Source organism: Pediococcus parvulus (assembly GCF_964063155.1).
In the GTDB taxonomy this organism is placed as follows: Bacteria; Bacillota; Bacilli; order Lactobacillales; family Lactobacillaceae; genus Pediococcus; species Pediococcus parvulus.
Window position 1 is genome coordinate 839,698 of sequence record NZ_OZ061292.1, and the last position, 21,872, is coordinate 861,569.

Below are 21,872 nucleotides of genomic sequence, written 5' to 3' on the forward strand. Positions count from 1 at the left end.
CTAATGAAAAATGATATGCAGACGACACAAATAGAAGTTGCGCGGAAACCTTTTGATGAAATGGCTCAGTATACGAATGAGGAACTTTTACAAGTTTTTTTGACTGATAAGTTACCAATCAATGAGCAACGTCAAGTACTAGCAGATTTTTGGAAATTGATTCCAGATTTATCTTTGTTTTCACTGTTATATAATCCAGAAAAAAAGCAAATATTTGCTGATTATCCTGAACTAAATCGTCAATTTTTGGCGTGTGTAGAATTAGGTCGCCGTATTGAGTTAGCACCACAAAAAATTATTGGTGAAATTTTTGGGAGTCGTCAAATTGGAGAACGGCTGATTCACATGCAAAGACGATACCGGCAGGAGAGACTAACGTTGCTTTGTTTAAACACAAAAAATAAAATTGTGTTTGAAAAAATGATTTTTAAAGGCAGTTTGAATTCTGCAACCGTGCATCCACGGGAAATCTTTTTTGAAGCATTGCGGGTGGGTGCTAATAAAATTATGGTGACTCACAATCATCCAAGCGGGGATGTCAGTCCCTCTCAGCAGGATATTCAGTTTACCAAACGGTTAAAAGATTGTGGTATTTTGATGGGTATTGAGGTGTTAGATCATATTATTACAGGAAGCATGACATACTATAGTTTTGCGGAGCAGCATCTCATTTGATTAAACTAAAGGTTGAAAGTATCAAAATTACTTCAATAACTAGTATTAAATGACTTGGTTCAAAATCAGCAATTCACTTGCCGTCTTGAACGTTTTCGTATTAAGTAACAAGATAAGTTTTTGTAGTTTCAACCTTTAGTGATTAAATATTAAGGTGCGTTTAATGGTGGCCAACAAGCATGTAATGGCATTTTTTTCTGTGGTATAATACAAACTGTGTCTGAGCAAGAATAGATATTGTTGTGATATAAAAAATTTCCGGAGGGTCTACCATGCAAAAGTTTTTTTCAAATCGAAAGTTAGTGATTGCTGTAATCTGTGTGATTATCGCAGTTGGATTAGTGACCCTATCGGTAACGACCCGGAAAAAGTCTACCACCCCAGTCATACAAAAGGTTGGTAATGATGCTGTTGGTGTGGTTGATCGCGTAGTGGCTTATCCGATGAATGCAATTCGAAATACTTCACAAGCGTTGAATTCAATTATCAATACGTATCAAGAAAATGAACGCTTAAAGAGCAAAGTCGATAATTTGGAATCTGTTCGTGCACGGGATCAGGCCCTAAAACAAGAAAATAAACAGTTAAAACAACAAGTTAGTTTAAAAAAGAGCATGACCGATTATAATTTAGTCACCGCAACCGTAATTTCTCGTGCACCTTCTTCTTGGCAAAACATTGTGGTTATCAATAAAGGAACTGCTTCAGGTATCAAAAAAAATGAGTCGGTAGTTGCTGGTCAAGGGCTTATCGGACGTGTCATTGAAGCTAGTTATACCACAAGTAAGGTCGAATTAATTAGTGATAGTAGTGATTCCGCCAATCGGTTCGCCATTCAAGTACAGGATGAAAATGGGACAACAATTAATGGGATTGTCACTAGTTTTGATCGTAGTAACAATGAAATTGTAATGGGACAGGTAACATCTAAGTCAAAAATCACGAAGGGGTCATTAGTGACAACTTCTGGGCTTGGTGGTGTCACGCCTAAGGGGCTGTATGTAGGAAAAGTTGTAGCTACTAAAGAAGACTCCAGTGGCTTAGCTACAGAAGTGTACATCAAGCCAGCAGCGGATATGAGCAGTATTAATGTGGTTTCAGTTGCTGCACTTAAATAGTCAGTTTGGGAGGATGTTATAAATGTTACAAAGTGCTAAATTAAAATTTATTTTCCCAATTGGCTTTTTCCTCGCATTGTTTTTAGACGGTTCAATCAATTTAATTTTTTCAGGTTCGTTATTTGCATATCCCTATTCAATGGTGAGCAATCTGACAATCTTATGGATGATTTTGGCCATTTTTTTCGAAGGTGAGACGAAATTGCCAATTGCTACTTGGGCAGCTGGCGTTGGCCTTGTGTTTGACTGGTTTTACACCGGTGTTTTCGGGGTCAATATGTTTATTCTGCCAGTAATTGTGATTATTACACAGTGGGTCAAAGTTTTCTTTAAACCGACGTTTTTATCAATCTTACTAACGTTTTTCTTAGCCTTAACGCTATATGAAAGTGCGTTTTATATCGTTTTTGAAATCGTACATTATACAAGCATTACGTCACCAGAATTTGTTGCCTATAATCTGGCACCAACATTAGCCTTAAATTTATGTTTCTTTGTCATTTTATATTTGCCGATCAAAAGTCTTTTCCGGCATACGCGGGGAGCAAACTTTAGAAGTATTGATTAAAAAGTACTTGACGTTGATTAGAAAATGAACTATATTCAATACAATATTTAAAAACAATGAACGGAAGAGTAGAACTAGGAATCAGTTCAGAGAGCTTTAAATGGTGAGATTAAGGCATGTACCTAGTTCGAAACACATCTGCGAGTTTACTTCTTGAGAAAACTAGAGAAGTACGGGTGATCGTTATCTCATAGAGTTGTAACTTATAACTTGTTGAGCTGATAATTGTGAGATTATCAGAAACATGAGGTGGAACCACGTTGATGCGTCCTCTTGGGTATTTTTACCCAAGGGGATTTTTTTGTTATAAGCACAACTCACTGAGGTAATTGTTGTGAAGCAATTACAAACAGGGGTGGAACCGCGCTTACTCGTCCTCTTGAATTATTTTTTATAGTTCAAGAGGACTTTTTTTATAAATTATTGGAGGGGATCACAATGTTGTCATTAAATTATATATCGCAAATTTTGCCATCTTTATTGGCTGGTACCACGATGACGTTAAAAATATTTTGTTGGACGTTGATTGGCGCGTTGCCACTAGGAATGATTTTTGGTTTAGGCTTGGTATCTAAAATTAAATTGGTAAAATATATTTTAAATTTTTTTGTTTGGCTGATGCGAGGAACGCCACTGTTATTGCAATTAATCTTCGTTTTTTATGGTTTGCCAATTGTAGGAATTGTCTTTCAAAGGTACGACGCGGCATTGTTTGCCTTTATTCTTAATTACTCCGCATATTTTGCCGAAATATTTCGTGGGGGGCTTCAATCGGTTGATCGTGGACAATACGAAGCCGCGAAGGTCCTACGGTTATCTTATTGGCAAACCATCCGCAAAATTCTGATCCCACAAGTAGCCAAAATTGTGTTGCCATCGATTGGAAATGAAGTTATCAACTTAGTTAAGGATTCTTCATTAGTTTATGTTATCGGAATTGGTGACCTCCTTCGGGCCGGAAATGTGGCTTCTGCGCGTGACGTTACCTTAATTCCGTTACTCTTAGTAGGTGTTATCTATTTACTTTTGACGGCGGTTTGTACTTATGTATTACGGCAAGTTGAAAAGCACTACGCATATTGGCGTTAGGGGGTAGAACAATGTTAAAAATTAATAATTTAACAAAAAAATTTAATGACAGAACTATTATTGATAACCTTTCATTTGAAGTTGAAGACAGCGAAATCTTAACAATTGTTGGCCCCTCTGGAGCTGGTAAAACAACTTTACTTCGTTGTATCAGCGGATTGGAACCAGTTGATAAAGGTGAATTTTATTTAAACAATAAAAAATTTAGTCCATACGAAGATACGGGTAGCGAAAGTGTGATTGGTGTTGTTTTTCAGGATTATCAATTATTTCCCAATTTGACTGTACTAGACAACGTTACGTTGGCTCCGCAAATGGTACTAAAGCAAAGTGGTGCAATTGCCAAACAGAAGGCACTGGAACGCCTATCGCGTTTGCAACTGAATGGAAAAGAAAATTTATATCCGTATCAACTTTCCGGGGGTCAAAAACAGCGATTTGCTATTGCAAGGGCGCTTGCTATGCAGCCAAAAATTCTTTGTTATGACGAACCAACATCAGCCCTTGATCCGGAACTACGGGGAGAAGTAAGTAATATCATTAAAGGATTAAAGCAAGACGGCATGACCCAGATCGTGGTTACGCATGATATGGATTTTGCAAATGAAGTTGCCGATAAACAGCTTCACGTTGTGCCAGTTAAGTAAATTGGGGAGGTACAAGCAATGAAAAAAAAGTTAAAAATAATATGTTTGACATTAGCAATTTGTTTGTTAATTCTTCCCAGCTTAAGTGGCTGTGAAAATGAAACGAAGCGGGCAAATACGACCGATTATTGGTCAACAATTAAAAAACGGGGAAAAGTTATTGTGGGATTGGACGATAGTTTTGTACCCATGGGATTTCGTAAGAAAAATGGACAATTAACAGGTTATGATATTGACCTTGCCAAAGCGGTATTTAAGTTATACGGCATCAAAGTAGATTTTCAAAGCATTGATTGGTCAATGAATACTACTGAATTACGAAATAGAACCATTGACCTAATTTGGAACGGTTTTACGATAACGCCAGAACGAGAAAAAGTAGTTAGTTTTAGTCACACTTACTTAGCTAATGAGCAAGTTTTGGTAAGTAAAAAATCACAAAATGTAACGAGCTTTAAAAAAATGACTGGAAAAACGTTGGGCGTGCAAAGTGGTTCGTCTGGGGCTCAGGACGTAGATCGTCAACCCAATTTGTTAAAAAATCAAATTAAAGATAAAACACCTGTTTTATATGACTCATTTAATGATGTTTTCATTGATTTGAACGCAAATCGAATTCAAGGGTTATTGATTGATAGTGTGTACGCTGGCTATTATATTAAACATGAAAGCGATCCTCAGTCTTATCGTGAAATCCAAGGCAAATTCCCTAAAGAGCAATTTGCAGTAGGAATGCGAAAGGGCGATAAAACATTACAAAAGAAAATTAATCATGGATTGTATGTGTTATATAAGAATGGAACTTTGAAAAAAATTAATGAAAAATGGTTTGGTAATACAGCAAAGGTTGTTGCTCAGCCAAAAAGTTAACTTTTCTAAAATAATATTGATTTGCATTGAAAAGATAGAAACGCTATTCTAATGTGGATTGGTATTATTTTTTATGTATCAAAATACGTTAAATGATGAGGTTATTTCGTGCAAATTCAAATTAAACCAGGAGTCACTTTAACAGTGATTCCTGTTTCACAGTTCAAAAATACGCAAGTTTCCGTTCATTTTTTAGAAAACGCATCAAAAAAAGAAACAAGCTATCGGTCATTATTAGCCAATATTTTAGAAACAAGTTCGCAAAAATATAGAAATCAAATTTTAGTTTCACAAAAATTGTCGCAGTTATATGGCGCAGGTTTTGGCACCAGTTTGATGCGTAAACAAAATGTGCATGATCTTATGTTTTCACTCGCGTTACCCAATGATCACTATTTGGCTAGCTCCGAACATGTGCTGGATCAAGGACTGGCCTTTTTACAAGAGATGATTTTTAATCCACTGACAGAAAATCGTCAGTTTCATGGGCAAACTTACCAACGTCAGCAAAGAAATTTAGTGGCTTACATTGATGCTTTAAAAGATGATAAGCAATCATATGCGGCATTGCAACTGCAACAATTATATTTTGGGGCGGAGGATATTCAGAGTGTGCCAACATTTGGAGATGCAAAACAAATTGCTGAAATTCCAAATCAGGCTCTTTTTGAGTATTATCAAAAAGTATTAGCCCAGGATCGAGTAGAAATTTTTGTGGTTGGCGATGTGGTTGCCACTCAAGTTCAAGAAATCATTCAAAAGTGGCCTTTAAGTGAACGTACCAATAATCATACTGACATTACACGGTTAAATTTAGCAAGAAAAGAAATTCAGCAAAAAACTGAAGAACAAATGATTGTACAATCAAAATTAGATTTGGCGTATCAATTTCCAACGAATTTTCGGGATGAAACTTACTATGCTGGGATTGTTTTCAACGCTCTTTTTGGCGGGTCACCGCTGTCCAAATTATTTTTAAATGTGCGTGAAAAGGCTAGTTTGGCCTACTATGCAACAAGCAATGTGGATGTTTTTAATGGTCTAATGGTGGTGCAAACTGGGATTAATGCACAAGATAAGGATCGTGTCTTAACCATTATCGATCAGCAATTAAAGGACATTCAAAATAATGATTTTTCAGATGATCATCTCGCCCAGATTAAAACGGGATTAATCTCAAATTATATTGGGTCCTTAGATGCTGAAAGATCATACACGAGCCGCGCACTGACTAATCGATTAGTTGGTAGCCAGACAACGACTAACGAATGGGTTAAAGCAATTCAAAATGTTTCACGTTTGGAAATCGTTACGGTGGCCAATCAAGTTCAGTTACAAGCCATTTATTTCTTGAGTTCGGGGGCCAAAAAACATGCATAAGCGACTATATCAACAATTTAACGAAACATTATATTCAGAAACTTTAACAAACGGGTTACAAGTTAATATTTTGCCAAAAAAAGATTTCTACAAAACTTATGCTACTTTTTCAACCAATTTTGGTTCAATCGATCGGACTTTTATTCCGCAAGGACAAAGAGAGTATGTGGCTCAGCCGGCCGGGATTGCCCATTTCTTAGAACATAAAATGTTTGATAAGAAAGGATATGATGCTTTTGATTTGTTTGGTGAATACGGTGCAGATTCTAATGCTTTTACCAGTTTTACTAAGACCAGCTATTTATTTTCTGCCACCCAAAATATTCACGAAAATATAGATATTCTTCTTGATTTTGTTCAAGAACCTTATTTCACAGAGGCATCTGTTGAAAAAGAAAAAGGCATTATTGGACAAGAAATTCAAATGTATAATGATGATCCTGATTGGAAACTCTATATGGGTATTTTAGGAAATTTATATCCCCATCATCCCGTGCATTTGGATATTGCGGGCACTGTTAATTCAATTGCCCAAATTACTGCCGATGACTTGTATGCGGCCTACAATACTTTTTATAATCCAGCCAATATGGACCTCTTTGTGGTTGGTAATGTTGACCCGGATAAGACGCTAGGCTGGATTAAAGAAAATCAAAATAAAAAGAATTTCGAAAAGTTTACTGAACCCCAAGTAAAATTACCTAATCAAGAAGCCGATTTTGACGATATAATAAAACATCAGGTTGTGAGCATGGATATTAATCGGCCAAAAAGTATTGTGGGACTAAAAGGGTTAGATGATGTTCCGGTGGGACGAGCAGGATTAGCCTATCGTTTGAAAGCTAATTTATTGCTCTACTTATTGTTTGGTGAATCTTCTGAGCAATATCTGAAACTGTATGATCAGGGTGTGATTGATGATACGTTTTCATATGACTTTGATATGGAACGGTCTTTCCATTATGCAAGCTTTAGTGGTGATACTGATCAACCAGAAAAGTTCCAGGAGGCGATTAAAGCCGTTTTGAGCCATACCGAACAGATACTACCTCAACTGGGATCTCAATTTCAACTGGCCAAAAAAGAAATGATGGGTCGCTTACTACAGAGGATGGATTCGGTAGAAGCAATTGCCAACAGTTATGAGGCCCAATTTGATCAAGCAACTGTATTTGATCAGGCGGCAATTTATGAAACGATGACTTTAGATGATTTGCTGTTGCTTTCCCATAACTTTCTTGACTTAAAAGGCTTTAGCACCTTTCAAATTCAACCATCGAAAGGGACTCAATTATGAAGCATGCATTAATTCTTGGCGCATCAGGTGATATTGGTAGTGCGATTGCTAAACAATTGGCTGCAAAGGGGTGGTCACTATATTTACACTACAATCAAAATAAAGTCGTTGTTCAGCAACTAATTCACCAGTTTATTAAGGCATACCCTCATCAAGAATTTTTTGGCGTTGCGTTTGATATGCAGACAAAAGAAAACTTGCCTGTTTTTTTGCAATCTATTTTTGAACTAGATGCTTTGATTTTTGCACAGGGCACCACCGACTATCATCTATTAACTGAAACTTCGGTGGAAGACCTTCAGAAAATGTGGATGATGCAAGTTGCGTTACCTATTGAAATGATAAAAGCTTTCCAATCTAAATTAGCCCATTCAAATAACGGCAGAATTATTTTTATCGGTTCCGTTTATGGTGGCTTCGGAAGCGCAATGGAAGTTGCATACAGCACGGTGAAGGGAGCTCAAACAGCTTTTGCTAATGCCTATGCAAAAGAAGTTGGAACTCTGGGTATCACAGTTAATGTTGTGGCTCCGGGTGCTGTAGATACCCAAATGAATCGTGTTTTTTCTAAAGAGGATCATCAAAAGATTGCAGCTGAGATTCCTGTTGGCAGATTTGCTAAAGCTGATGAAATTGCTTATTGGGCAGTTCAGTTGGCAGACGACCAGGCTGGCTATATGACGGGTCAAACAATTTATGTTGATGGTGGCTGGTTAAAATAATTTGTGATACCGGAAAACGATTCTTAATATGCTATACTAGTAGCGGACTAATTTAATAGTGGGTGAAAAGCGATGAGTGAAAGACAAAATAAGGAGATTGGTAAGCAACTCCAAGATGCACGATTAGATCAAGGCTTAACGATCGATTATATTCAAGAAAAAACAAAAATTCAAAAGCGATATTTAATGGCAATTGAAGCGGGACAAATGAATGATTTGCCCGGTGACTACTATGTAAAATCGTTTGTGAGTCAATATGCGGCGGTGGTTGGTCTAGATGCTCATAAGCTATTAGCAGGTGGTTTGCAAGCATCTAAAGAAGCTGAAACACGTGCCAAAAGCTTTGCAACCGGTCCGTTACCTTCTAGAACAACGCAACATAAACAAGTGGAAAAAGAAAGTGAATTTTCTAGACGATATGGTAAGTACATGGCATATGTGCCAACCGTTGTGGTCGTTGTGATTGTGGTTGTTGTTCTTGGCACTATTTGGGGAATGAGCCACGCAAATAATTCTAGTCAGCCCCATTTAAATAGCAGTAGAGTTAGTGTGACGAATGAGGCAAGTAGTACAAAGAAGAAAAAAGATTCCAGTTCAAGCGAATCTTCAAGCTCCTCTTCCAAGGCTGAATCACAAAAGATTAGTCAAGTTGGCAGTTCAACTACAGAATACACCCTTAAAAATGCGCCTAAAAGTGGTTCCAAGTTAACCTTCAAGGCAGGCACAAGTAATGCTTGGATTTCAGTATCAAGTGATGGGACACAGAGCTGGTCTTCCACCTTACAAACAGGAACTTCACATACTGAAAAGATTGCTAAAGGAGTATCAAAAGTGACTATCACAATGGGAAATGCACCTCAAACAACGATTACTGTAAATGGTAAGAGTTTTGATTTTAACCCTCAAAAAGATACGACCCAAACAAAGACAATCACTTTAACTATTGATGACTAATTAGGAGGGAAATCCTTGAACTTACCAAATAAATTAACGGTATTCCGCATTATTTTGATTCCAATTTTTATTATTATTATGGTCATTCCTTATACGTGGGGAACGGTGACCTGGTTAGGCACCTCGATTGCTGTCACTAAAGTTTTGGCAGCAATTATCTTTGCTATCGCTTCCCTTACGGATTTGGCGGATGGAAAAATTGCCCGTCATAATCATTTAGTGACCAATTTTGGTAAATTTGCTGATCCACTGGCCGATAAAATGTTAGTTATGTCGGCTTTCATTATTTTGGTTTCATTAGGCAAGGCCCCAGCTTGGGTCATTGCAATTATTGTTTGTCGTGAACTGGCAGTTACAGGATTACGGTTACTAATTGTGGAGAACAATGGTCAGGTTATGGCGGCGGCAATGCCTGGAAAAATAAAGACAACATCACAGATGCTAGCCATTATTTTATTAATTTTAAACAATGTATTGTTTGCAGCTATCCATATTCCAATGGCTGCCATCATGTTATATATTTGCCTGTTCTTTACAATTTATTCAGGAATTGATTATTTTGTTCAAAATAGGGATGTTTTTGCAGATGGATTTAAGTAGGAAAGCGAAGTGAGTTTGGTTCTTATACTAACCAAGCTCTTTTTTAATTTAAAAAAATATTTTGAAAGAAAAGCGTATTTGAAAGTGGGAGGTAAACTTTGAAAGCAGAATTAATTGCAGTTGGAACAGAAATTTTACTTGGTGAAATTACGGACACAAATACACCATTTATAGCACGTGAGTTGGCGAATCTTGGCATTGATGTGTATTTTCAATCCACAGTTGGCGATAATCCTGAACGGTTAAAAGAAACGCTAAAACTGGCTGCCAGACGAAGTGATTTAATTATTCTGTCAGGTGGCTTGGGACCTACAGAAGATGATCTTACCAAACAAACAGTTGCTAAGTTTTTGAATCGTGAACTGATTTTTGACAAATCTGCGATGACAAAAATTGAACAGTACTTTGCTGAAACAAAACGAACAATGACAGAAAACAATCGTTTACAGGCGATGTATCTCAAGGGGGCACTACCATTAAGTAATCGAACCGGTTTTGCGGTCGGTATTTTTGATCAAGAAAAAACGGGACCAGACTTTTTATTGTTGCCAGGTCCACCAAGTGAGTTAGAGCCCATGGTATCGGAACAAGTCATCCCGCTCCTTAAAGAAACATACCTTAGTGACCATGTTCTCCGATCACGAATGTTGCGATTCTTTGGTATCGGTGAATCTCAGTTAACAACTCAGTTAGCAAATCTAATCGCAACTCAATCCAATCCCACAATTGCCCCCTATGCAAAGCAAAATGAAGTGACTTTACGTTTAACTGCTTGGTCTAAAACGAATTCTGAGGCTCAGCAGGGGCTTGATGAATGTGAGAAACAGATTCAAGCACAGGTTGGTGAGTATTTTTATGGATATGGGGAGCATAACTCTTTAGCCCAAGTTTTGGCAACCAAATTAAGTTCAATGAACCAAAATATTGCGATCGTTGAAGGCTACACTGGTGGTTTATTTTTATCAACTCTTAATGCGGTCAAGGCCGATCACAACATAGTGAGTGGTGGAATTGTACTTGGTACTAACGAACGTCAAATCCAACAATTTGTTGATATAAAAGGCGATTTTAAATCACGAGTGGTCACGGAACAATTGGCTACTCAAGTCAAGCATGAAACTGGCAGTGATCTTGGCATCGCAATTTCGCAGCCACATATCGAATCGACATCAACTGATGACCACAAGGGTAACGTTTGGATAGTGATTGTTGATCGCACCAACACGATAACAACAAAAAGGTATGAATTTTCAACAATTCGTCCGTTCGTTAAACAAAGAGTTGTGATGAGCGCTTTGCAAGCCATTAATAAAATTTTAAAATAATACGAACTTTTGTTCGTTTTTGCTTGCTTTTTTAGAAAATAATCAGTATCATTATGACTGTTAGATATTCCCGTTAAGGAGGAAACAATTTGGCTGATGAACAACGAAAAGCAGCTTTAAATGCTGCATTAAAAAAAATTGAGAAAAATTTTGGAAAAGGTTCCATTATGCGAATGGGTGATGCTGCCCAAACTCAAATTTCAACGATTTCTACTGGATCCTTAGCACTAGATGATGCATTGGGTGTTGGTGGTTATCCGCGTGGACGAATCGTAGAAGTTTATGGGCCTGAAAGCTCTGGTAAAACTACGGTTGCGCTTCACGCTGTTGCTCAAGTTCAAAAAGAAGGCGGCACAGCAGCTTATATTGATGCAGAAAATGCATTAGACCCTGTCTATGCAGAACACCTAGGGGTTAACATTGATGATTTATTGCTATCTCAACCAGATACTGGTGAAGAAGGTTTGGAAATTACAGATGCATTAGTTTCTAGTGGTGCAGTTGATTTAGTGGTTGTTGACTCAGTTGCGGCTTTGGTTCCTCGTGCCGAAATTGAAGGCGAGATGGGGGATGCCCACGTTGGATTGCAGGCGCGTTTGATGTCACAAGCATTACGTAAACTATCCGGATCAATTAATAAAACCAAAACGATTGCAATTTTTATTAATCAAATTCGGGAAAAAGTTGGAGTTATGTTTGGTAATCCTGAAACAACACCTGGTGGTCGTGCATTGAAGTTTTATGCAACTATTCGATTAGAAGTACGACGGGCGGAACAGATTAAGGATGGTACCGATATTATTGGGAACCGTGTTCGAATTAAAGTAGTCAAGAACAAGGTAGCACCACCATTTAAACGTGCAGAAGTTGATATTATGTATGGACATGGTATTTCTCAGACTGGTGAAATTATTGATATGGCTGTCGAGAAAGACATTGTTAATAAGAGTGGTTCTTGGTATTCATACGGTGATGAACGCATTGGTCAGGGCCGTGAGAATGCAAAGCAATATTTGGAAGACAATCCAGAAAAACGCGAAGAAATTTACAAGAAGGTTCGTGCAGCCTACAATATGGATCCAGAAGCAGAGGCTGTAAAGGATAAGGATAAAGAAAAAAAGGATCCTTCCGAGTTGGATTTGGAAGTTTCAGATAAAAAATAGAGATGATGGCTGGAAAGATAACTTTTCCGGCTATTTTTCTGTCCACTGTTATGACACAGAAAAAGATAAGGAGAAATTAGTTTTAAAAAATGCGGTTAATGAATGGTCTAGCACTAAAAGTGTGCGTTATTCTAAATTGTGTGTGGAATTTAAACATTTTTTTTGCCTTTTCAACTTAAAAATTTCTTAAATTTCAATAAACTCTCTAGCAATATGAAAATATAAATTTTGAGATAGCTTGATTAAACAGTATTGAGAATGCTAAACTAGGTATTGTGTGAATAATCAAAATAACATCATAAAAATCGGTTAGAAATTAACCAACTATTGATGATTCGGAGGTGGAAACATGCCTGTTTTCAATATAATCCTCGCAATCATCGCTATTGTTGTTGGCTATATCATTGGGTATTACGCGCATAAACTCATTCAGGAGAAAAATGTACGTGATGCTAAAGATACAGCTAGTGGTATTTTAGAAAATGCTAAGAAACAAGCGGCAACCGAAAAAAGGGAAGCTCTTTTAGAGGCTAAAGACGAAAGTCATCGCTACCGAACTCAAGTAGAAAACGAGCTTAAGCAAAGAAGAGCTGAGGCTCAAAAGCAAGAAGAACGTTTGCTACAACGAGAAGAAGCATTGGACCACAAAGATAATGCTTTCGAAAAACGTGAAGATAGTTTAGAACGCAAAGAAGAAAAGTTAAGTTCTGAACAAAAACGGATTGACGAACAACAACAAGAGGCATCCTCATTAGTTACAAAACGAACGGAAGAATTAGAACGAGTTGCGGCTATGTCGCAAGAAGACGCACAGACTTTGATTTTGAACGAGGTTCGGGATGGTTTGGCAGATGAACGCGCTAAAATGATTCGCGAAAGTGAAGAAAAAGCACAAGTTGATGCCAATAAAGTTGCTAAGGATTTAATTGCCCAAGCAATTGAACGAAGTGCTGCAGATGTGGCTACGGAGTCAACAGTGACCGTTGTGAACTTACCGAGTGACGACATGAAGGGTCGAATTATTGGCCGTGAAGGAAGAAATATTCGAACCTTGGAAACACTGACTGGTATTGATTTAATTATCGATGATACACCAGAGGCAGTTGTTCTAAGTGGATTTGATCCAATTCGTCGTGAAATTGCCAAAATGGCATTAGAGCGATTGATACAAGACGGTCGAATCCATCCGGCTCGCATTGAAGAAATGGTTGAAAAGGCTCGCAAGGACATGGATGATAAGATCCGTGAAGTTGGTGAGCAAACTATTTTTGATCTTGGAATTCATTCCATGAATCCTGAATTGATTAAATTAGTCGGTAGATTGAAGTTCAGAACAAGTTATGGGCAGAATGTTTTGGATCATTCCGTTGAGGTTGCTAAATTAACTGGTATATTAGCGGCTGAATTAGGTGAGGATGTTACGTTAGCTAAACGCGCAGGATTATTACACGATATTGGTAAAGCGGTTGATCATGAGGTTGAGGGTTCTCATGTGGCAATCGGTGTTGAATTTGCAAAGAAGTATAAAGAGAGCCCAGTAGTTATCAACGCAATTGCTTCTCATCATGGTGATGTGGGAGCAGAATACGTAACTTCAGTATTGGTTGCAGCTGCAGATTCTATTTCCGCAGCACGACCAGGTGCACGAAGTGATTCTCTTGAGAATTATATTCATCGACTTGAAAAATTGGAAAATCTGGCTAATAGTTTTAAAGGGGTCAAGAAGAGTTATGCAATTCAAGCAGGTCGAGAGATTCGCGTGATTGTAAAGCCTTCTAAGGTTTCTGACTTACAAGCAACTACTTTGACACATGATATTCGCAGTGCCATTGAAAAACAGCTAGAATATTCAGGAAAAGTTAAGGTCACCGTAATTCGAGAAGTACGCGCAGTGAACTATGCAAAATAAATTTAATTTTAAAAAGTTTGGAACGCAAAAGTTTCCAGACTTTTTTGTTTTCGTTTTCAAAAATTAATCACCTGAACTTGCGAGAATGAGAAAAGTCCGTTTTGAAGAGTAGGAACTCTAAAATTAAAATGTTAAAATGGAACATAAAGTTTTCTAATTTAAATGTGAAATGATCGTGAAGTAGAAAGTAGGAGAGAGTTTGCCACAAAAAACTAGTGATACGCCAATGATGCAACAATATATGGCGATTAAAAAAGATTATCCGGATGCCTTTCTGTTTTACAGGATTGGCGATTTTTATGAACTCTTCTATGATGATGCGATTAAAGGGGCCCAAATTTTGGAACTCACGCTGACTTCGAGAAGTCATAATGCTACTGATCCCATTCCGATGTGTGGAATGCCACACCATGCTGTTCAAAATTACGTGGATATTTTAATTGAAAAGGGCTATAAGGTTGCTATTTGCGAGCAGATGGAAGATCCTCGTTTAGCAAAAGGTATGGTCAAGCGAGAAGTGATTCAATTGATCACACCTGGAACAGTTACGGACTCCAATGTGAACGAAGCCAAATCCAATAACTATTTGACCGCTCTGACCACTGATGATACCAAACTGTTTGGTTTTGCTTATACTGATTTATCGACGGGTGAATTAAAAACAAGTCATTTGGATTCCCTCGAAGCAGTTATAAATGAAGTGGTAAATCTGCAATCTAAAGAAATTGTGGTAGACCAGTCAATTGATGAACGTATTCAAGATTCATTTAAAAAACTGAATATTATGGTATCGCATCAAAATAAAATTGAAGTTAAAGCTGAACTTAGTTATTTGACGCAAAGTCTGACTGAAAAGCTTGAGAAAAGTACCGTTGAAACGTTGCTCACGTATATTACAGTGACGCAGAAGCGGAGTCTGGCGCATTTACAAAAGGCGGTCGCCTATGAGCCTTCTTATTATTTGAGAATGGATCACTATTCTAAATATAATTTGGAATTGACCCGTTCAATTCGTTCCGGTAAAAAACAAGGTACGCTTTTATGGCTACTGGATGAAACACGAACGGCGATGGGAGGTAGGCTTTTAAAGCAGTGGCTTGATCGACCTTTGATTCAAAAAAAGCAAATTGAGGATCGTCAAATCAAAGTGGCTGAATTGTTAGACCATTATTTTGAAAGAAGCAACCTTCAAGATGAATTGGTTAAGGTCTATGATTTAGAGCGACTTGCTGGTCGGGTGGCGTTTGGCAGTGTTAATGGTCGGGATTTAATTCAGTTGAAGACGTCGTTGCGACAAATCCCTAAAATTCAACATGTATTATCCGACTTAGATGACAAAGTATTTGGAGAAATGCTTGCTAAATTAGATCCAGTGGATGACATTGCCGATTTGATTGAACGCTCAATTGTGGACGAACCGCCCATTTCAGTTACTGAAGGCAACGTCATTAAAGATGGTTATAACGCGCAATTGGACAAGTATCGAGATGCCATGACCAATGGTAAAAAGTGGATGGCTGAATTAGAAGCTTCCGAACGAAAAGCCACAGGAATCCGAAATCTGAAAGTCGGGTATAACAAGGTATTCGGCTATTATATTGAAATCACAAAGACTAATTTAGGTAACGTTCCAGAGGGGCGCTATGAACGCAAACAGACTTTAACAAATGCCGAACGGTTTATCACCCCAGCGCTAAAAGAAAAAGAAAGTCTAATTCTAGAAGCAGAAGACAAATCAACAACGCTTGAATATGAATTGTTTACCAAAATTCGTGAACAAATTAAACAAGTGATTGACCGGCTACAAAAATTGGCCAAACAGGTTGCCACATTGGATGTGCTCCAGAGTTTTGCGGTGGTTAGTGAAAACTATCACTTTATTAAACCAACCTTAACCAAAAAACATAGTATTGATATTGTTGGCGGTCGGCATCCTGTTGTTGAAAAAGTAATGGGTCGGCAAAGTTATGTGCCTAATGATGTTAAAATGGCAGACAATGTTGATATTTTATTGATTACAGGACCAAATATGTCCGGGAAAAGTACGTATATGCGTCAATTAGCTTTGACAGTTGTTTTAGCACAAATGGGATGTTTTGTTCCAGCAGAAACAGCGACGTTACCAATTTTCGATCAAATCTTTACGCGAATCGGGGCTGCTGATGACTTAATTGCGGGTCAAAGTACCTTTATGGTGGAAATGCAAGAGGCTAATCGAGCCATCCAAAACGCAACTCCACAGAGTTTGATTTTGTTTGATGAAATTGGCCGTGGAACAGCGACCTATGATGGAATGGCGTTGGCACAGGCTATTATTGAATTTGTGCATAATCATGTGCATGCTAAAACACTTTTTTCAACGCATTATCATGAACTAACCGTTTTGGATCAGACTTTAACCAAGCTCAAAAATGTCCATGTTGGCGCTGTTGAAAAGGACGGGGACTTAGTTTTTTTGCATAAAATGGAAGACGGTCCTGCCGACAAGTCTTACGGAATCCATGTGGCTAAACTGGCAGGGATGCCTGAGGAATTGTTAGGACGCGCCGATAAGATTTTGAAACGCTTAGAGATTAAAAATAAAGATACGGATCAAACACTTGTTAATGCAGAAATTAAGTCAAAAAAAGTAGAAGAACCTGCAGAAGATGTTCAAGAAAAGCAGAATCATAAGACTAGTGAAGTCGATGAACAGTTAGCATTATTTCAAACGGAACCAGCTGATCCGCAAGGTGAGGAAGTTCTCGCCCAAATTCGAAATTCTAATTTGATGTCTATGACACCAATGGATGTAATGAACCAGTTATATAAATGGCAAAAGAAATTAGGTAACAAATAGAAAGCTGAGATAAAATGGCAAAAATTCATGAACTTTCTGATGTTCTTGCTGATCAAATCGCCGCTGGAGAGGTAGTTGAACGTCCTGCTTCAGTAGTTAAAGAATTAGTTGAAAATGCAATTGATGCAAACAGTACCCAGATCGATATACTTGTAGAGCAAGCTGGATTAAAATCAATTGAAATTGTGGATAATGGGGATGGCATTGCATCTGATGACGTGTCGATGGCGTTTGAACGACATGCTACCAGTAAAATTAGTACCCGTGAGGATCTATTCAAAGTGCGTTCACTCGGATTTCGGGGCGAAGCCTTACCTAGTATCGCTTCAGTTGCTGATGTCATTTTACAGACGTCAACCGGGCACGATACTGGTACCCAGATTCATATTAAAGGTGGCAAGCTCGTTGATAAGACATTGTCGGCATTGAGGAAAGGAACTGATATTAGTGTTCAGGACTTGTTTTTCAATACACCGGCGCGCTTGAAGTATATGAAGTCTCCTCAAACTGAGCTTGCAAACATTACTGATATCGTGAATCGTTTAGCGTTAAGTTATCCACAAATCGCTTTTACCTTAAACCATGATGGTCGAGAATTATTACGGACATCAGGGCGGGGTAATTTACAGCAAGTCATTGCCGGAATTTATGGTGTCCAAAATGCCCGCAAAATGGTGAAATTTAGTGCGGAAGATGTGGACTTTGAGATTTCAGGGTATACAAGTTTGCCTGAGTTTACACGGGCCTCTCGGCAATATATATCCGTGCTGATTAACGGGCGCTATGTGAAAAATTTTCAGGTAAATAAAGCAATAATTGAGGGTTACGGATCTAAATTGATGGTTGGCAGGTATCCAGTTGCTGTGTTAAACATTAAAATGGATCCATTGTTGGTTGATGTGAATGTGCATCCAGCAAAACAAGAAGTACGGATTAGTGAAGAAAAGCAGCTCCAAAAACTAATCTCCAAAACGATCTATGGTGTGCTTGCAAAGGAAAATTTGATTCCTTCAGCAGTTCAAAATTTAAAAACCAAACAAAAAATTAACACGGATCAGTTGCAGTTTAATTTGAACGAAGCATCGGTAAGCTATATAGACAATTCTAAACCTGCTTTAAATTCTGATAATTTAAAACAAGCTCAATCGAGTTCAAGTGACAAATTATTTACTGCGCTTCCTGAAAATGGAAAAAAACCAATTGTGATAAAACACGAGACGGAATTGCATACACCATCTTTGCAACAGTTTCAAAAAAAATATGGCGAAGAACCACAACCATTGCCATTCGGACAGCCTAAAAATGCAGATAAAAGCGACCCAACGATGGGAATGGATAAAACACAAAAAGAAGCTAAGCGGTTTCCGGCACTTCGATACGTGGGACAAATGCACGGCACATTTTTATTTGCTGAATCTGAGGACGGACTTTATATTTTGGATCAGCATGCTGCCCAGGAACGTATCAATTATGAATACTATCGTCAACAAATTGGAGAAGTTTCGGACGATGCGCAAAACTTACTGGTGCCGATTGTTTTAGATTATTCCACAAGTGACATGTTGAGAATTCAACAAAAAGAAGATGTGCTTGCTAGTTGTGGCATCCATTTGGAATCATTTGGGCCAAATAGTTTTGTTGTCCATCAACATCCAACGTGGTTTAAAGAAGGACAGGAAGAAGATACTATCCGAGAAATGATTGATTATGTTCTTAATGACAGTCGGATGACAGTTGCCAAGTTTCGTGAGAAAACAGCTATCATGATGAGCTGTAAACGAGCAATTAAAGCAAATCACCATTTAGATGATCAACAAGCTCGCCAATTATTGAAAGATTTATCAAAGGCTGAAAATCCATTTAATTGCCCGCACGGTCGCCCAGTTTTAGTACATTTTTCCAATGAAGATATGAAAAAAATGTTTAAACGCATTCAAGATCCACATCAACCATTAGAAGAACAAGAATAAAGTTGATTTATGGTACAATGATTAAAAAGCAAACATATGTTTAGTTTGGATAATGGGGAGAATTTGAATGTATGAATATTTGATTGGCTATGTGACTGAAGTGACACCTGAATTTGTGGTTTTGGAAGTTCAAGGCGTTGGATATAAACTTTTTGTTGGCAACCCTTATCGTTATGAAGTTAGTCACGAAAAACAAGTGAAAATCTATGTGCATGAAGCCGTTTCGGATACAGGAATTAGCCTTTATGGTTTATTTGACGCAGAAGATAAAGAACTTTTTGAAAAATTATTGTTAGTGAAGGGCATTGGTCCTAAAAGTGCCTTAGCGATTTTGGCAAATGAAGATCATTCTGGATTAGTTGCTGCAATTAATAATGATGATGTGGCCTATCTTAAGAAGTTTCCTAAGATCGGACCTAAAGCAGCACAACAAATTATTTTAGATTTAAAGGGCAAGATGACATTAAATTCAGTCGATCCTGTGCAAACTGTAGCTAAGCCTATTGGTAATCATCAATTGGCAGATGCGTTAGATGCGTTGACGGCTTTAGGATATGCAACAAGAGATATTGCAAAAATTAAACCTGATTTAGAAGCAGATCCAGCGATGACAACGGATCAATATTTAAGTAGTGGACTTAAGTTACTGATGAAAAAATAATGGAGGAAGGTGAATTGGATGAGTGATGCAGATGACGACCGTCTTGTTTCTGGAGAAAATGAGAATTCAGAAGAAGCCTCAATTGAAAAATCGTTACGTCCAGCAACTTTAGATCAGTATATTGGTCAAGACCGAATCAAACATGAATTATCAGTTTACATCCAGGCCACTAAACAACGTGAAGAGTCGCTTGACCATGTGTTGCTATATGGACCACCCGGTTTAGGGAAAACGACACTTGCTATGGTCATCGCCAACGAAATGGCTGTACACATTCGAACGACAAGTGGTCCGGCAATTGAAAAACCCGGAGATCTAGTGGCATTACTGAACGAATTACAGCCTGGTGATATTTTATTTATTGATGAAATCCATCGGTTACCCAAGATTGTTGAAGAAATGCTGTATTCTGCAATGGAAGATTTTTTTGTCGATATTGTGGTGGGCCAGGGTCCAACGGCTCATCCAATTCATTTTCCATTGCCACCGTTTACGTTAATTGGGGCAACTACGCGTGCTGGGTTGTTGTCGGCACCTTTGCGTGATCGGTTTGGTATTGTTGCTCACATGAATTACTACACAGTAGAGGATTTAACTGAAATTGTGAAACGCTCTGCTGACATTTTTAACACTAAAATTACGGACCAAGGTTCACATGAAATTGCGAGTCGTTCACGAGGGACGCCAAGAATTGCGAATCGCCTTTTGAAACGAGTGCGAGATTTTATGGAAGTTTCTGATAAAACGGCAATTGATGAGCAAATTGTCACGAAATCGTTGCAGTTTTTGCGAGTAGACGAAGAAGGCCTTGATGAAATTGACAATAAGATATTAAAAACAATGATTGACTTTTATCATGGCGGTCCAGTTGGCCTTGGCACCATTGCAGCAAACATTGGTGAAGAAGCGGATACAATTGCCGAAATGTATGAACCTTATCTTATGCAAATTGGTTATTTGAATCGGACGCCGCGTGGTCGTGTAGTGACAGAAAAGGGTTATGCACACTTGGGAATAGCTCAAAATAAAACTAATTAAGGAGAATCACCATGACATTAACAGTTGATGATTTTGATTATAATTTACCACACGAATTAATTGCCCAAACGCCAATTAAGGAGCGGGATGAGTCGCGCTTATTAGTGTTAGACCACAAAACAGGTATCTTAGAAGATAAACATTTTTATGATATTTTAGATCAACTACATGCTGGGGATGCTGTTGTCATGAATGATTCGCGGGTGATGCCTGCACGAATTTATGGTATAAAGCCAGAGACAGGTGCCCACATGGAAGTGTTGCTTCTACACAATGATGTAGGAGACCAGTGGGAAACTTTGGTTAAACCGGCTAAACGCGCTAAAGTTGGTACAATTATTGAATTTGGTGATGGGTTGCTGAAGGCAACGGTAGTAAAAGAGCTGGAACATGGTGGCCGTGAAATTGAATTTCATTATGATGGTATTTTTATGGAGATTTTGGAAAAGCTTGGAGAAACACCATTGCCACCTTATATTAAGGAAAAACTAGATGATCCAGAGCGTTATCAAACCGTTTATGCACGTGAAAGTGGTAGTGCCGCAGCACCAACTGCTGGCTTACATTGGACCAAAGAATTACTCAAAAAAGTTGAGGATAAAGGGGTTAAATTAGTTTATTTAACCTTACACGTTGGGTTGGGAACTTTTCGTCCGGTTGATGAAGCTAACATTGAAGATCACAAAATGCATAGTGAATTTTATCGGTTGAGTGAAGAGTCAGCTGCAACTTTAAATGAAGTCCGTAAAAATGGAGGTCGAATTGTTGCGACAGGGACAACTTCGATTCGAACTTTAGAAACAATTGGAACCAAATTTAATGGCGAGATTAAAGCAGATAGTGGCTGGACAGACATTTTTATAAAACCTGGGTACAAGTGGCAAGTTGTGGATGCCTTCATCACAAATTTTCATTTGCCAAAATCTACATTAGTTATGTTAGTGGCGGCCTTTACAGGTCGTGACATGATTTTAAATGCTTATCAACACGCCATTGAAGAAAAATATCGGTTCTTTAGTTTCGGGGATGCGATGTTTATCAAATAAA

19 protein-coding genes and 1 other annotated feature are annotated in these 21,872 nt (G+C 38.1%); all 19 genes read left to right on the plus strand.

The genetic code is table 11. The annotated features are described in order from the left end of the window. The first annotated feature begins 3 nt into the window (after positions 1–3). The 19 genes from AB3217_RS04055 to queA all read left to right on the plus strand — a co-directional run bounded on the left by AB3217_RS04055 (position 4) and on the right by queA (position 21,871). Positions 4–675, plus strand: coding sequence for a JAB domain-containing protein (locus AB3217_RS04055; RefSeq protein WP_057784718.1), 672 nt, complete (start codon positions 4–6; stop codon positions 673–675). A gap of 272 nt (positions 676–947) precedes the next feature. Further along, positions 948–1,793: a rod shape-determining protein MreC gene (gene mreC / locus AB3217_RS04060; protein ID WP_057784719.1), complete on the plus strand. Its 846-nt coding sequence runs from the start codon at positions 948–950 to the stop codon at positions 1,791–1,793. Between the two features lie 22 nt (positions 1,794–1,815). Further along, positions 1,816–2,361, plus strand: coding sequence for a rod shape-determining protein MreD (gene mreD, locus AB3217_RS04065; RefSeq protein ID WP_057784720.1), 546 nt, complete (start codon positions 1,816–1,818; stop codon positions 2,359–2,361). 47 nt (positions 2,362–2,408) lie between these two features. Then, positions 2,409–2,637 (plus strand) — a binding site (T-box leader). Positions 2,638–2,799: 162 nt separating this feature from the next. Continuing rightward, positions 2,800–3,450: an amino acid ABC transporter permease gene (locus AB3217_RS04070; RefSeq protein ID WP_057784721.1), complete on the plus strand. Its 651-nt coding sequence runs from the start codon at positions 2,800–2,802 to the stop codon at positions 3,448–3,450. A gap of 11 nt (positions 3,451–3,461) precedes the next feature. Further along, a complete protein-coding gene (locus AB3217_RS04075; RefSeq protein ID WP_367365707.1) occupies positions 3,462–4,097 on the plus strand; it encodes an amino acid ABC transporter ATP-binding protein in 636 nt (211 codons plus the stop codon). A gap of 18 nt (positions 4,098–4,115) precedes the next feature. Then, on the plus strand, positions 4,116–4,967 hold the full coding sequence (locus AB3217_RS04080) for an amino acid ABC transporter substrate-binding protein (protein WP_367365708.1): 852 nt from the start codon (positions 4,116–4,118) through the stop codon (positions 4,965–4,967). A gap of 108 nt (positions 4,968–5,075) precedes the next feature. Continuing rightward, on the plus strand, positions 5,076–6,347 hold the full coding sequence (locus AB3217_RS04085) for an EF-P 5-aminopentanol modification-associated protein YfmF (protein ID WP_260266832.1): 1,272 nt from the start codon (positions 5,076–5,078) through the stop codon (positions 6,345–6,347). After that, the gene (locus AB3217_RS04090; RefSeq protein WP_367365709.1) at positions 6,340–7,644 is read left to right on the plus strand and encodes an EF-P 5-aminopentanol modification-associated protein YfmH; all 1,305 of its coding nucleotides are present in this window, start codon (positions 6,340–6,342) and stop codon (positions 7,642–7,644) included. Before AB3217_RS04085 ends, AB3217_RS04090 begins: the two co-directional genes overlap by 8 nt. Beyond that, positions 7,641–8,366 (plus strand): elongation factor P 5-aminopentanone reductase, encoded by a 726-nt coding sequence (locus AB3217_RS04095; RefSeq protein ID WP_057783743.1) that lies wholly within the window; start codon positions 7,641–7,643, stop codon positions 8,364–8,366. The genes AB3217_RS04090 and AB3217_RS04095 overlap by 4 nt, the downstream gene beginning before the upstream one ends. 72 nt (positions 8,367–8,438) lie before the next feature. Then, entirely contained in the window at positions 8,439–9,320 is an 882-nt protein-coding gene (locus AB3217_RS04100; protein WP_057783740.1) for a helix-turn-helix domain-containing protein, read from the plus strand. Positions 9,321–9,335: 15 nt separating this feature from the next. Beyond that, positions 9,336–9,920 carry a CDP-diacylglycerol--glycerol-3-phosphate 3-phosphatidyltransferase gene (gene pgsA, locus AB3217_RS04105; protein ID WP_057783738.1) on the plus strand — a complete coding sequence of 195 codons (585 nt, stop codon included), beginning with the start codon at positions 9,336–9,338 and terminating at the stop codon, positions 9,918–9,920. 98 nt (positions 9,921–10,018) lie between these two features. Then, positions 10,019–11,245 carry a competence/damage-inducible protein A gene (locus tag AB3217_RS04110; RefSeq protein WP_068808050.1) on the plus strand — a complete coding sequence of 409 codons (1,227 nt, stop codon included), beginning with the start codon at positions 10,019–10,021 and terminating at the stop codon, positions 11,243–11,245. 89 nt (positions 11,246–11,334) lie between these two features. Further along, positions 11,335–12,408, plus strand: a complete 1,074-nt coding sequence (gene recA / locus AB3217_RS04115; RefSeq protein WP_057783733.1) for a recombinase RecA — start codon at positions 11,335–11,337, stop codon at positions 12,406–12,408. Positions 12,409–12,757: 349 nt separating this feature from the next. Then, on the plus strand, positions 12,758–14,317 hold the full coding sequence (gene rny / locus AB3217_RS04120; RefSeq protein WP_057783731.1) for a ribonuclease Y: 1,560 nt from the start codon (positions 12,758–12,760) through the stop codon (positions 14,315–14,317). Positions 14,318–14,516: 199 nt separating this feature from the next. Continuing rightward, the gene (gene mutS, locus AB3217_RS04125) at positions 14,517–17,156 is read left to right on the plus strand and encodes a DNA mismatch repair protein MutS (protein WP_367365710.1); all 2,640 of its coding nucleotides are present in this window, start codon (positions 14,517–14,519) and stop codon (positions 17,154–17,156) included. Between the two features lie 14 nt (positions 17,157–17,170). Then, complete coding sequence (gene mutL, locus AB3217_RS04130) at positions 17,171–19,126, plus strand: DNA mismatch repair endonuclease MutL (protein ID WP_367365711.1); 1,956 nt, start codon at positions 17,171–17,173, stop codon at positions 19,124–19,126. A 67-nt stretch (positions 19,127–19,193) separates the two neighbouring features. After that, a complete protein-coding gene (gene ruvA / locus AB3217_RS04135) occupies positions 19,194–19,787 on the plus strand; it encodes a Holliday junction branch migration protein RuvA (RefSeq protein WP_057783725.1) in 594 nt (197 codons plus the stop codon). 18 nt (positions 19,788–19,805) lie between these two features. After that, the gene (gene ruvB, locus AB3217_RS04140; RefSeq protein ID WP_057783723.1) at positions 19,806–20,825 is read left to right on the plus strand and encodes a Holliday junction branch migration DNA helicase RuvB; all 1,020 of its coding nucleotides are present in this window, start codon (positions 19,806–19,808) and stop codon (positions 20,823–20,825) included. A gap of 11 nt (positions 20,826–20,836) precedes the next feature. Further along, complete coding sequence (gene queA, locus AB3217_RS04145; protein ID WP_057783721.1) at positions 20,837–21,871, plus strand: tRNA preQ1(34) S-adenosylmethionine ribosyltransferase-isomerase QueA; 1,035 nt, start codon at positions 20,837–20,839, stop codon at positions 21,869–21,871. Position 21,872 lies beyond the last annotated feature (1 nt).

Excerpts from the sequence above, each read along its gene's own strand:
- AB3217_RS04100 (WP_057783740.1), top strand. The coding sequence starts at position 8,439 with ATGAGTGAAAGACAAAATAAGGAGATTGGTAAGCAACTCCAAGATGCA.
- mutL (WP_367365711.1), top strand. The coding sequence starts at position 17,171 with ATGGCAAAAATTCATGAACTTTCTGATGTTCTTGCTGATCAAATCGCC.
- queA (WP_057783721.1), top strand. The coding sequence starts at position 20,837 with ATGACATTAACAGTTGATGATTTTGATTATAATTTACCACACGAATTA.
- ruvB (WP_057783723.1), top strand. The coding sequence starts at position 19,806 with ATGAGTGATGCAGATGACGACCGTCTTGTTTCTGGAGAAAATGAGAAT.
- ruvA (WP_057783725.1), top strand. The coding sequence starts at position 19,194 with ATGTATGAATATTTGATTGGCTATGTGACTGAAGTGACACCTGAATTT.
- rny (WP_057783731.1), top strand. The coding sequence starts at position 12,758 with ATGCCTGTTTTCAATATAATCCTCGCAATCATCGCTATTGTTGTTGGC.
- mreC (WP_057784719.1), top strand. The coding sequence starts at position 948 with ATGCAAAAGTTTTTTTCAAATCGAAAGTTAGTGATTGCTGTAATCTGT.
- AB3217_RS04090 (WP_367365709.1), top strand. The coding sequence starts at position 6,340 with ATGCATAAGCGACTATATCAACAATTTAACGAAACATTATATTCAGAA.
- AB3217_RS04070 (WP_057784721.1), top strand. The coding sequence starts at position 2,800 with ATGTTGTCATTAAATTATATATCGCAAATTTTGCCATCTTTATTGGCT.
- AB3217_RS04095 (WP_057783743.1), top strand. The coding sequence starts at position 7,641 with ATGAAGCATGCATTAATTCTTGGCGCATCAGGTGATATTGGTAGTGCG.
- AB3217_RS04075 (WP_367365707.1), top strand. The coding sequence starts at position 3,462 with ATGTTAAAAATTAATAATTTAACAAAAAAATTTAATGACAGAACTATT.
- AB3217_RS04055 (WP_057784718.1), top strand. The coding sequence starts at position 4 with ATGAAAAATGATATGCAGACGACACAAATAGAAGTTGCGCGGAAACCT.
- AB3217_RS04080 (WP_367365708.1), top strand. The coding sequence starts at position 4,116 with ATGAAAAAAAAGTTAAAAATAATATGTTTGACATTAGCAATTTGTTTG.
- mreD (WP_057784720.1), top strand. The coding sequence starts at position 1,816 with ATGTTACAAAGTGCTAAATTAAAATTTATTTTCCCAATTGGCTTTTTC.